Annotated in this window: 11 protein-coding genes; 6 read left to right on the top strand and 5 right to left on the bottom strand. The window is 40.4% G+C overall.

What is annotated here, in order from left to right; genetic code table 11:
* The first annotated feature begins 367 nt into the window (after window positions 1-367).
* A complete protein-coding gene (locus FJR08_RS07335; RefSeq protein WP_168632715.1) occupies window positions 368-1090 on the top strand; it encodes a TerC family protein in 723 nt (240 codons plus the stop codon).
* A 69-nt stretch (window positions 1091-1159) separates the two neighbouring features.
* Here FJR08_RS07335 and ndk read toward each other — a convergent pair whose 3' ends face one another.
* Entirely contained in the window at window positions 1160-1609 is a 450-nt protein-coding gene (gene ndk, locus FJR08_RS07330) for a nucleoside-diphosphate kinase (protein ID WP_168632752.1), read from the bottom strand.
* A gap of 527 nt (window positions 1610-2136) precedes the next feature.
* Between ndk and speA the strand changes: the two genes are divergently transcribed.
* Complete coding sequence (gene speA / locus FJR08_RS07325) at window positions 2137-4149, top strand: biosynthetic arginine decarboxylase (protein WP_168632714.1); 2013 nt, start codon at window positions 2137-2139, stop codon at window positions 4147-4149.
* Window positions 4150-4225: 76 nt separating this feature from the next.
* Here the strand turns inward: speA and FJR08_RS07320 are convergent, their stop codons facing one another.
* Window positions 4226-5395 carry a sugar phosphate nucleotidyltransferase gene (locus FJR08_RS07320; protein WP_168632713.1) on the bottom strand — a complete coding sequence of 390 codons (1170 nt, stop codon included), beginning with the start codon at window positions 5393-5395 and terminating at the stop codon, window positions 4226-4228.
* Between the two features lie 144 nt (window positions 5396-5539).
* On the opposite strand from FJR08_RS07320, the gene FJR08_RS07315 reads away from it, so the two are divergent.
* Window positions 5540-5740 carry a hypothetical protein gene (locus FJR08_RS07315; protein ID WP_254435711.1) on the top strand — a complete coding sequence of 67 codons (201 nt, stop codon included), beginning with the start codon at window positions 5540-5542 and terminating at the stop codon, window positions 5738-5740.
* Here FJR08_RS07315 and FJR08_RS07310 read toward each other — a convergent pair.
* A complete protein-coding gene (locus FJR08_RS07310; protein WP_168632712.1) occupies window positions 5729-6520 on the bottom strand; it encodes a segregation/condensation protein A in 792 nt (263 codons plus the stop codon). The two genes, FJR08_RS07315 and FJR08_RS07310, sit on opposite strands and share 12 nt — an antisense overlap.
* 35 nt (window positions 6521-6555) lie before the next feature.
* On the opposite strand from FJR08_RS07310, the gene FJR08_RS23150 reads away from it, so the two are divergent.
* A complete protein-coding gene (locus FJR08_RS23150) occupies window positions 6556-6696 on the top strand; it encodes a hypothetical protein (RefSeq protein WP_217357491.1) in 141 nt (46 codons plus the stop codon).
* Here FJR08_RS23150 and FJR08_RS07305 read toward each other — a convergent pair.
* Window positions 6673-7767, bottom strand: coding sequence for an AI-2E family transporter (locus FJR08_RS07305; protein WP_015080119.1), 1095 nt, complete (start codon window positions 7765-7767; stop codon window positions 6673-6675). The two genes, FJR08_RS23150 and FJR08_RS07305, sit on opposite strands and share 24 nt — an antisense overlap.
* 164 nt (window positions 7768-7931) lie before the next feature.
* On the opposite strand from FJR08_RS07305, the gene pdxH reads away from it, so the two are divergent.
* Window positions 7932-8576, top strand: coding sequence for a pyridoxamine 5'-phosphate oxidase (gene pdxH / locus FJR08_RS07300; RefSeq protein ID WP_168632711.1), 645 nt, complete (start codon window positions 7932-7934; stop codon window positions 8574-8576).
* Between the two features lie 121 nt (window positions 8577-8697).
* Here pdxH and FJR08_RS07295 read toward each other — a convergent pair whose 3' ends face one another.
* A complete protein-coding gene (locus tag FJR08_RS07295; RefSeq protein ID WP_174783022.1) occupies window positions 8698-9069 on the bottom strand; it encodes a hypothetical protein in 372 nt (123 codons plus the stop codon).
* Window positions 9070-9735: 666 nt separating this feature from the next.
* Here FJR08_RS07295 and FJR08_RS07290 point away from each other — a divergent pair.
* Window positions 9736-10827: a glycosyltransferase gene (locus tag FJR08_RS07290; protein ID WP_168632710.1), complete on the top strand. Its 1092-nt coding sequence runs from the start codon at window positions 9736-9738 to the stop codon at window positions 10825-10827.
* Window positions 10828-10920: the final 93 nt, after the last annotated feature.

Raw genomic sequence — 10920 nt, 5'->3', positions numbered from 1 at the left:
TCTAGAGTGGTGACGGAAATTACTCATTAAGACTAGGCTAAATGCAGGTTAAAATAAATGAAAGTATTCAGGAGGCAGGAGGAACCCACCCTTACTCATAGTGGGATTGAAGCAAGGGCGCTTTGTACTGCACTTTTCTGCGAGACGCTACCGCGGAAGTGCCGCTACGCTAACCCGCTGCGCGTCTTAGTATAATTCTTTCTTTAAACTGGGCTTTAAACCCGGCAACTTTAGTTTTAATTGATACTCATAACCTCCTGCCCCCTGCCTCTTAACTCCTGCCTTTTTGTAATTTGTTGTACTTTCTACAATAAAAACTTTTAAGCTCTAATTCTGTAAATTCTTGATTTTTGCCTGAGAAATTGGAATGTTAGACCAAATATTTAATTACCTAGATTTTCATTTCAGCATCGAAGCTTCTATAGTCCTCTTAATCTTAGTGTTTTTAGAGGCAGTGCTATCGGCTGATAATGCGATCGCCCTCGCTGCGATCGCCCAAGGACTAGAAGACAAAAAACTAGAAGGTCAAGCCCTAAACATTGGTTTAGTATTTGCTTATGTCCTCCGAATCACCCTATTGTTAACAGCTACTTGGGTACAAAAATTTTGGCAATTTGAACTATTGGGCGCTGGTTATCTCTTATGGCTAGTATTCCAACACTTTAGTTCCCAAGAAGATGAGGGCAATCACCATCACGGACCACGTTTTAAATCTCTGTGGCAAGCTATACCCGTGATTGCCTTTACCGATTTAGCCTTTTCCTTGGATAGTGTAACCACAGCGATCGCCGTTTCTCAAGAAACATGGTTAGTAATCACTGGTACAACCATCGGTATTGTCACCCTCCGATTCATGGCTGGATTATTTATCCGCTGGTTAGATGAATATGCAAACTTAGAAGACGCAGGTTACATCACTGTAGCGTTTGTAGGTTTACGTCTGTTATTAAAAGTCATCAACGATGATTTAGTCCCACCACAATGGCTCATGGTGACAGCTATTGGTATCATCTTAGCCTGGGGCTTCTCTAAACGCACCGTTGTGGAGTTAGTTCCAGAAGAAAAGGAAAAAGCCGAAGTCTTGAAGTAATTAGGTAGGGAACAGGTAACAGGTAACAGTTTTATTACCCATTACCCATTACCCATTACCCATCCCTAATTACTCATTTAACCAAGGTGCGGAATGAGGTTGCCAAGCAACTAATTCCTCTTCCTTAAACCACAGCGCAATTTCTGTTTGGGCGGTTTCTTGAGCATCAGAACCATGAATGAGGTTGCGACCGACATTAACGCCAAAATCGCCGCGAATTGTGCCTGGTTCTGCTGTTAAAGGGTTGGTTGCGCCAATAATTTTTCTGGCTGCTACCACAACGCCCTCGCCTTCCCAAACCATGGCTACCACTGGACTAGAAATGATAAATTCCACTAAACCAGGGAAAAAAGGTCTTTCACGGTGAACATCATAATGTTTTTCCGCTAATTCTTTACTAACCTTCATAAACTTTAAGCCCACTAGGGTAAAGCCCTTAGTTTCAAATCGGCGGATAATTTCACCCACCAAGCCGCGTTGTACACCGTCAGGTTTAATTGCTAAAAATGTGCGTTCCAAATCTGTCTCCAAAAACATAATCAAATTTTGATGGGTTAATTGTCAGTTGTATTGATGTCTTTTGTCTAGTAGTCTTGTGAATATTCCCTAAAAATTGCAGAGATAAGGGAACAAGAAAAAAATTGTCTTCTTTTCTGGCTAGTAAAGACGCAGCAAGGCTTAGTTACCCCTCTACGGGTAGCGCAGCATGGTAATGACGATATTTATAATTAGGGGGTGCTGAAAAAGTTGTCTGTGAGGGCTAGGAGTCAGGAGTCAGGAGTCAGGAGTCAGGAGGAAGAATTAGAAGAAGAGAAGAATAGTATTGAATCTGGTCAAGTGATAGGTTTTTGCTGATTTCAACCCTTATTCCTTGCACCTGATTCACCTTTTTTACCTTCAAACTCTTGATATATCTCAGTTCTAGGTTTATTCAGCAGCCCCTAATTACTAATTCTTAATCAGAAATTATTTCTAGTTGTATATCCCTTACCAGACTATTTTGTTAAATTATTATTTTCGTAGGCAACCACAGAGGTCAGGAAGAAATGGGTGTCGAGTCAACCGCTGATGAAATTGTGAAAATGCCGTCTAATGGGCATAAAGCTGAATTGAAACGCCAAAAACAGAAGCAACTACTAGTCCCTAGTCCAATTACGGGAGATTTACCTCTATCTTGGAAAATTGAGAATAGTGAAGACCTGTACCGGATTGAAGGTTGGGGAAAGCCTTATTTTTCGATTAATGCGGCTGGTCATGTGACTGTCTCCCCCAAGGGTGAACGTGGTGGGTCATTAGACTTGTTCGAGTTGGTAAATGCTTTAAAGCAGCGTAATTTGGGGCTACCTATGTTAATCCGGTTTTCCGATATTTTGGAAGACCGAATTGAGCGATTAAATGCTTGTTTTGCCAAAGCGATCGCTCGCTATAACTATCCTGGGGTATATCGGGGAGTATTTCCCGTTAAGTGCAATCAACAACGCCACCTGATCGAAGATTTAGTGAGATTTGGTAAACCCCATCAATTTGGTTTAGAAGCAGGTTCTAAGCCAGAATTAATGATTGCTCTAGCCTTGTTGGATACGCCAGGCGCATTGTTAATTTGCAACGGCTACAAAGACCAGGAATACATCGAAACAGCGATGTTAGCCCAGAAACTAGGACAAACACCAGTGATCGTCCTAGAGCAAATTGAAGAGGTAGATTTGGCCATTGCGGTCAGCCGTCAATTAGGCATTAAACCCATCTTGGGAGTAAGAGCGAAATTAAGTACCCAGGGAATGGGGCGTTGGGGAACTTCCACAGGCGATCGCGCTAAGTTTGGCTTGACAATTCCCGAAATTATGGAAGCTGTGGAAAAATTAGGTGCAGCCGACTTACTCGGTTCTTTGCAGTTATTACACTTTCACATTGGTTCTCAAATCTCTGCTATCAATGTCATTAAAGATGCTATCCAAGAAGCCAGCCGCATTTATGTGGAGTTGGCCATGCTGGGGGCAGATATGAAATATTTAGACGTTGGTGGTGGCTTGGGTGTAGATTACGACGGCTCTCAAACCAACTTCTACACCTCGAAAAACTACAATATGCAAAACTATGCTAACGACATCGTGGCAGAGTTAAAAGATACCTGTGATGAAAAGCATATTCCCGTACCAACATTAGTGAGTGAAAGTGGCCGGGCGATTTCTTCCCACCAATCGGTTTTAATCTTTGATGTTCTCAGCACCAGCGATGTCCCCCTTAATCCCCCTTCTCCTCACCAAGAGGGAGAATCCCCAATCATTAAATATCTCTGGGAAACCTACCAATCCATCAACAAAGAAAATTACCAAGAGTTCTATCACGATGCGGCTCAATTCAAAGAGGAAGCCATCAGTCGTTTTAACTTAGGAATTTTGCGCCTCAAGGAACGCGCTAAAGCCGAGCGTCTTTACTGGGCTTGTTGTCAAAAAGTTTTAACTCTGATCCGTCAGGAAGAATACGTACCTGATGAGTTGGAAGACCTAGAAAAAATCATGGCTTCCATTTATTATATCAATCTTTCCGTGTTTCAATCAGCACCGGACTGTTGGGCGATAGATCAACTATTTCCCATTATGCCTATACATCGGCTGGATGAAGAACCAACCCGGAGAGGAATTTTAGCGGATCTAACCTGTGATAGTGATGGGAAAATAGACCGCTTCATAGATTTGCGAGATGTCAAATCAGTGTTAGAACTGCACGAATTTGAGCCGGGGAAACCTTATTATCTGGGAATGTTCCTGAATGGAGCGTACCAGGAAATTATGGGGAATTTACATAATCTTTTTGGTGACACTAACGCTGTTCACATTAATTTAACACCCAAAGGTTATCAAATTGAACACGTTGTCAAGGGCGATACCATGAGTGAAGTTCTGAGCTACGTCCAGTATGATGCTGAGGACATGATAGAAAATATTCGCCAACGGTGTGAGCGAGCTTTAGAAGAACAGCACATTACTATAACAGAATCTCAGCGACTACTACAAACTTATGAGCAAAGTTTACAACGGTATACTTACTTAAATAGTTAATAGTCAGTGGTCAGTTGTCAGTTGTCAGTTGTCAGTTGTCAAAAAAAACAACTGACAATGAACAACTGACAACTAACTAATTAGCATTTGCTCCTAATAATTCAGCGATCGCTTGGTGTTCTAAAGGTATTTCTGAAGGTCGAGTTTGCCGAGCATCAGTAATTAGCCAATCTAAAGCCGCAGCTTGCACATCAATAGATGCTCCCGTCTTATCTACACAGTAACGCCCAAACACCAGCTTATCTACTAAGCGGACTCCTGGAGCTAAACGCGACCATTCAAAAATTACACTGTTGTCTACAGTAGCCCCACTACAAATCCAGCAATTTGGACCAATCATTGCTGGTCCAATAATTTTTGCCCCATCTTCGATTTTGGTCATTCCCCCAATATAAACAGGTCCAGTGATATCAACTTTATCCCAATTTACAGATACATTTAACCCAGTAAAAATACCGGGAGCGACTTCATGTCCGGGGATTTGGACATTTTTAATTTCTCCTGATAAAACACCACGAATTGCTCGCCAATAATCGGGAACTTTACCAATATCTACCCATTCAAAATCCATGGGAATAGCATAAAAAGGGGCGTTATCTGCTACAAGTTGGGGGAATAACTGGCTACCAATGTCATATTCCACTCCAGAGGGTATATATTTAAACACTTCTGGCTCGAAAATATAAATACCTGTATTGATATTAGTGCTAAGGGCTTCTTCTGTTGAAGGTTTTTCTTGGAAAGCTTGAACGCGATTATTTTCGTCAGTAACCACCACACCGTAGCTAGAAACCTCTTCTTTGGGAACTGATTTGGTAATGATAGTAGCGATCGCCCCTTTGGATTTATGCCACTTTACCGCCGCAGTTAAATCTAAATCAATTAAAGCATCACCACATAACACTACAAATGTGTCATCAAAAAATGGTGAGAAGTCTTGAATCCGCCGCATACCTCCGGCCGAACCAATAGCTTCGCCGACGAGTTTACCATCATCATCAATTTTACCTTCAAAAGAATAGGCAATCTGCACTCCAAACCGCTGACCATCACGGAAATAACTTTCTATTTCTTCCGCCAAATGGCTGACATTGACCATAATTTCGTCAAATCCATGTTGACGTAATAACTCCAGTAAAAATTCCATAACTGGCTTTTGCAGAATAGGAATCATGGGTTTGGGAATTGTATATGTGATGGGACGGATACGAGTACCCTTTCCCGCTGCAAGAATCATCGCTTTCATAAAATTTTATTCCTTAGTCAGTTGTCAGTTGTTAGTAGGGGCGAAGCATTTGGAAGATAAATTATCGATCATTGCCAAAAATAGTTCTCCAAATGCTTCGCCCGTACAGTTGTTAGTTGTCAGTAGGGGCGAAGCATTTGGAAGATGAATTATCGGTCATTGCCAAAAATAGTTCTCCAAATGCTTCGCCCGTACAGTTGTCAGTTGTCAGTAGGGGCGAAGCATTTGGAAGATAAATTATCGGTCATTGCCAAAAATAGTTCTCCAAATGCTTCGCCCGTACAGTTGTCAGTTGGAATAGATAGAAATTTATTCTCCCCCTGCCCCTTGCTTTTAGCTAGGTAAGCGGATTTGAATTTCCTGGTAAAATTCTTTTTGAAATAGTTCTACCTTAGATTGAGCCGATAGCAGTAGTAAAGCCCAAAAAACGCTAACTAAGTTACCGTGTTCTGATTCATGATGCTCCCCATTTTTCTCTGGTTGTTTTGTCTGTATCCATAAATCTATCAGTTCTTCTAGATTCCAATATTGTTCCTCTGAATTTTGCTCTTTAGCAGCACCATATAACACCTGCTCTATTTCTAACGCGACTTGGGTTAAATTTTCTTGGTGCGCTAACTCTAGAGCTTCTCGCATGGTCTGCACACTAGGCCGACCTTTAAGCCGCCTAGGTTTATCAACTTTCTCTACCAGTTTTAGCTGGCTGGCCATAATTTGCAACTGGTCTATTAACTCTTGCAAAGTCACCCGACGTTTTGGCGGTGGCATAGCGGCCGGACGACGACGCAAGTGTTGCTCTAGGTGCAGACGATGGGCCGGATATAACAAGCCGTCTTCAATTCCTAATAGTGTATCATCTGAAACTTTTTCTGGAGTATTATATACTGTTGATAACTGAACTAATGTATTAGCTTTAAATAATACGAGCATTGATGCTGATAAAAAAGCCTGTCCAGATTGAGATAAGTCACTTTCGTAGCCTCTGATGGTTTTTGCTTCTGGGGACATTAATTCCAAGTAATGATCAATCACCTCAATAACTCGCACGTCCCAAGGGTCAATTTCCCCTTTTTCAGCTTGCTCAATCAGGTGTGTAATTTTTTCTAATAATTCGGCTGCATCCATTAATTTAAAATTTAATATACCAGGAGTTCAGGAGTATGGCTAACGCCACGCTTCGCTATCAGGAGTTCACGAGTCAGAAGAAAGAAGAAGGAAGAAGGAAGAAAGAAAGAAGAATTTTCTCAATGCCCAATGCCCAATACCCCATGCCCAACTTATTTATCTTCTTGAAATTCTGAGCCATAATTAACTCGAAAATTTGAGACAAAATCGCTATGGTTACTGCTTTTGATGGCATCAAAAGTGCCTTTGATAGTCCCAGCAATTGGCACAGCAACGAGTGTTCCTAATAATCCGGCAATTTCAAATCCCATTAAAATGGCGATAAAAATCCACAGGGGGTTGAGTCCGATAAAATTACCCATTAATTTTGGAGCTAACAGATTATCTTTAATTTGTTGCATGATAACTGCCATTGTAGCGACTGGAAAGGCTAACCACCAATTTTGGATTAATACTAACATTGTGACTAAACCAATGCCTAAAGTTGCGCCAACAACGGGAATAAGTCCAGAAATACCAATTATAATGGCAAATAAGAGAGCAAATGGGACTTTTAGAAATAAGAATATGGGTGTGAGGGCTATGACCATGAACAGTCCCAGCAATAATTGGCTTAGGAAAAAGTTTTGGAAATTTAACTGCAATGATCGGCTAAAGGGAATACCAATATTAGATGGTAGCAGATTAACTAAACCAGACCAAACGCGATCGCCATATATAAGCATATAAAAAGCTAAAACGATGACTAAGACTACATTCAGTATTCCTGATAATAGTGTTCCTGCAAATCCTACTACCCCTGAAGCTATTTGCTGTACCAGATTTTGAATATTAGCATTTATTTGATTTGTTACCAGCTTTAAGTCTATAGATAAGCGCCGCTGCTTTGCTAAACTTTCTAAGTGATCTAAATTAGCTTGACTAGTCGCCAACCAATCCGGAATCTTATTTAAAAGTTGAATGGTTTGGTCAATTAGCATGGGTACGAGAGTAACACCCAAAACAATAAACAAAGTTAAAGTTAGTAGTAAAACAATGATTACCGCTTGAGTGCGGGTAATTCTGACTTTCTCAAGTAACTTAACCGGGTAATTTAGTAAAAAAGCCAGAATTGCCGCAATACTGAGAATAGTAATTGGATTTTGGAAAAAACGAAATAATACAGACAGTAGCCAGATATTGAGGGCGATAATTGGTCCACTGAGTCCATAAATTAATAGAGTTTGCAGAGAAGCAGAACGGCGCATCTGATTTAATGTATAAGCAGGGGCTTTTGAGGTAGGAAAGGAATGATAACGCAGCGTGGCTTTAGCCATACTCCTGTAACTTCCATTCATTCCCTATTGTCTAAACAATTTACTGATTTTGATCATAAATATTTTTTCGATCTAAATTTGAGGAAATCACAAAAATGGATATAAGCATAGCGGATCTTCGCAAAGACTACACATTACAAGATTTGAGTGAAAAAGAAATTAATCCAAATCCGTTTACACAATTTAAAATTTGGTTTACTCAGTCCTTAGCAGCCCAGCTACCTGAACCTAATGCCATGACTTTGGCTACCTGTACAGCAGATGGTCAGCCTTCGGCGAGAATGGTATTACTCAAAGATTTTGATGAACGGGGGTTTGTCTTATTTACTAATTACAATAGCGAAAAAGGACAGGAACTTGCGGTAAATCCCCATGCTGCTTTAGTTTTTTGGTGGGCTGAACTAGAACGTCAGGTGAGAATTGTGGGGACTGTGGAAAAAATTTCTTCAGCAGAATCTGATAGCTATTTTGAAATTCGTCCTGCATATAGTCGGCTAGGTGCTTGGGCTTCTAATCAAAGCGAAGTAATTGCAAGTAGAGAAATTTTAGAAGCACAATTACAGGAGTTTCAGCTTAAATATGAAAATCAGGAAGTTCCTCGTCCTCCTCATTGGGGTGGTTTTCGCGTGATTCCCCAAAAAATTGAGTTTTGGCAGGGAAGATCCAGTCGTTTACATGACCGCCTGTTATATACTCGTGTAGATGATGGCGGCTGGAAAATCGAGCGGTTATCGCCTTGATTTTTTGCAGTATAAATAGCGGGTATTTCACCCCGTGTCACAAAATTTACAAATTATTCAATATTAGTCTAATTCCATACAACCCAGGGTGGGGAAACCCCACCCCTACAGGTTTTCCGATTTAGCGAGAAGAAACAGCGAATAATGGTTCTTGATTTTTTTCCAATTTCGGATGCTTCCAGTGGTTTTCCTGTGACTGTTCTAAGCAAACTTGCAATTTTTTTGCTAAAATCTGTACATTAGGTTCATCTAGCATACCTAAATGTGTACCTGGCAGATGATGGATATCTAACCCCTCCTGAACCAGATGTTTCCAACCTCTATCTGCCTCGTAACGACACCATCTTAATACTTCCTTAGTTGTAAATAGAGTCACTCGGCCGGGGTAAACCTGGGGGACATAATCTGCCATTGTTGCCCGTTTTAGAACTTCTATCAACTCCATGTTGTAAGGGTTAACCATTTTTGTCATCCCGTCAGCGATTAAACTCATACAATCCCAAGCGTAATGACCATTGTTGTAAGTAGGTGGGCATGAATATTTATCCTTAGGGCAAGGCCGTAGGGAATCTGTTCCGTGTTCCGTGTTCCCCGTTCCCTTGCTAATTTAAAATTATGTTGAATATGTGTTCCTTACAGTACAGTCTAATTACAATAACTTTATATATAATAAACAGGAATTATTAACGCGACCGAAATGGATGAATATTAGGGTTATCCTGCTATTTGTTCATAAGTAGCTGACGATAAACCATGATGAGTTCAGATTTTAAGATGGATGAAATTTAGTAATTGCTAAGTTATGATGACTACTTTGAGTTTTTATTTAAGTAGGTGGACATAATAAAACCAACCTGTGTAAAGAAACGTAAAATAGCTGAAAACTTCTTTACTCTTGCATGATTGCCTCAAGCCTAGTACCGCAGGGCGGAAGTCAAAAGTCAAAAGTCAAAAGTCAAAACTAATATACAGTAGGCTTTTTGGCGATTGAATATGGTTGCTTTATTTACGCCGTGATGTACTAGTGCCATAACAACAATTTTCAACGCCAACCTACTTACTGAAAAAACAAGAGTTTTAAAATTGGGCTACTGACTACTAAATCATTGATATTTTGTTGCTAAAATGTATTTAAGCTTTGATACACATTTTTAACTTTATGCGAATCATCCATATATTAAATCATGTCCAGGAAATCGGTAATGGTATTGTTAATGTAGCTGTGGATCTGGCTTGTTTACAATCCCAATCTGGTGATGATGTAGCAGTAATTTCGGCGGGGGGAGAATACGAAAAATTATTAAATCAATTTGGTGTTAAACATTACGAAATTAACCAAAGTCGTCAGCCAATAAATATAATTAGGGCAGCAGTAGCTTATCGAACAATTGTGCAAGAATTTCAACCAGATATAGTTCATGCTCACATGATGACTGGTGTGGTGTTAGCACGGGCTTTGAGATGGGAGAATGGATATATTTTAGTGGCTACTGTTCATAATGAATTTCAACGGAGTAGCTTATTGATGGGTTTAGCAGATCGAGTAATTGCTGTTAGTAAGGCTGTCAAAAATTCGATGGTGCAACGGGGAATTCCTGAACATAAATTACGGGTAATTTGTAATGGGACATTGGGTAGTCTGCGGACTCGGAAAATATCCGATTATCAACCTTTAAGTTTAGAGCATCCTGCAATTATTACCGTAGCAGGAATGTATAAACGAAAAGGAATTACTGAGTTAATCGCGGCTTTTGAAGAAATTGCCCAGGATTTTCCCGCAGTACATTTATATTTGGTGGGAAATGGTCCAGATAAACAAATATTTGAGTCTCAAGCCCAAGCAACGACTGTGAGTCATCGGATTCACTTTGAAGGGTTTCAGCCTGAACCCCAACGTTATTTACTAGCCTGTGATATTTTTGTCTTGGCTTCCCACCGTGAACCCTTTGGTTTGGTGCTTTCGGAAGCGAGAGAAGCAGGGCTGGCAATTGTGGCTACGAAGGTGGACGGGATTCCAGAGGCGTTAGATAATGGCAAAGCGGGGATCTTAGTGCCAGTCCAGGATAGTCATCAATTGGCTCAGGCATTAGTGAAATTATTGAGTGATGCAAATATACTTCAGGAATGGAAACAGCGATCGCAGGAAAATCTAGAATGGTTAAATGTTGCCCGTGTACACCAAGAAACATTGGCTGTATATGAGGAGTTAAGTTTTCAGGAAAGTTTTTCGACCTCTACTCAACCTGATTAATACTAATTTTTGGCATTGGATAATAGGGAAATGAATTATGTTTTGTCCTATCTCTCTTAGAGGATGTTTGAAAAGTTTTTAATGTACAACCCA

Origin of the sequence: Dolichospermum sp. UHCC 0260 (genome assembly GCF_009711985.1) — a bacterium.
GTDB classification, from domain to species: Bacteria; Cyanobacteriota; Cyanobacteriia; order Cyanobacteriales; family Nostocaceae; genus Dolichospermum; species Dolichospermum lemmermannii.
The sequence above is the reverse complement of the archived record's forward strand: the minus strand, read 5'-3'. Positions and strand labels throughout refer to the sequence as shown.

Coding starts and splice junctions, on each gene's coding strand:
- FJR08_RS07295 (WP_174783022.1), bottom strand. CDS start 9,069: ATGAGTTTAATCGCTGACGGGATGACAAAAATGGTTAACCCTTACAAC.
- pdxH (WP_168632711.1), top strand. CDS start 7,932: ATGGATATAAGCATAGCGGATCTTCGCAAAGACTACACATTACAAGAT.
- FJR08_RS07310 (WP_168632712.1), bottom strand. CDS start 6,520: ATGGATGCAGCCGAATTATTAGAAAAAATTACACACCTGATTGAGCAA.
- FJR08_RS07290 (WP_168632710.1), top strand. CDS start 9,736: ATGCGAATCATCCATATATTAAATCATGTCCAGGAAATCGGTAATGGT.
- FJR08_RS07320 (WP_168632713.1), bottom strand. CDS start 5,395: ATGAAAGCGATGATTCTTGCAGCGGGAAAGGGTACTCGTATCCGTCCC.
- FJR08_RS07315 (WP_254435711.1), top strand. CDS start 5,540: ATGAATTATCGGTCATTGCCAAAAATAGTTCTCCAAATGCTTCGCCCG.
- speA (WP_168632714.1), top strand. CDS start 2,137: ATGGGTGTCGAGTCAACCGCTGATGAAATTGTGAAAATGCCGTCTAAT.
- FJR08_RS07305 (WP_015080119.1), bottom strand. CDS start 7,767: ATGCGCCGTTCTGCTTCTCTGCAAACTCTATTAATTTATGGACTCAGT.
- FJR08_RS23150 (WP_217357491.1), top strand. CDS start 6,556: ATGGCTAACGCCACGCTTCGCTATCAGGAGTTCACGAGTCAGAAGAAA.
- FJR08_RS07335 (WP_168632715.1), top strand. CDS start 368: ATGTTAGACCAAATATTTAATTACCTAGATTTTCATTTCAGCATCGAA.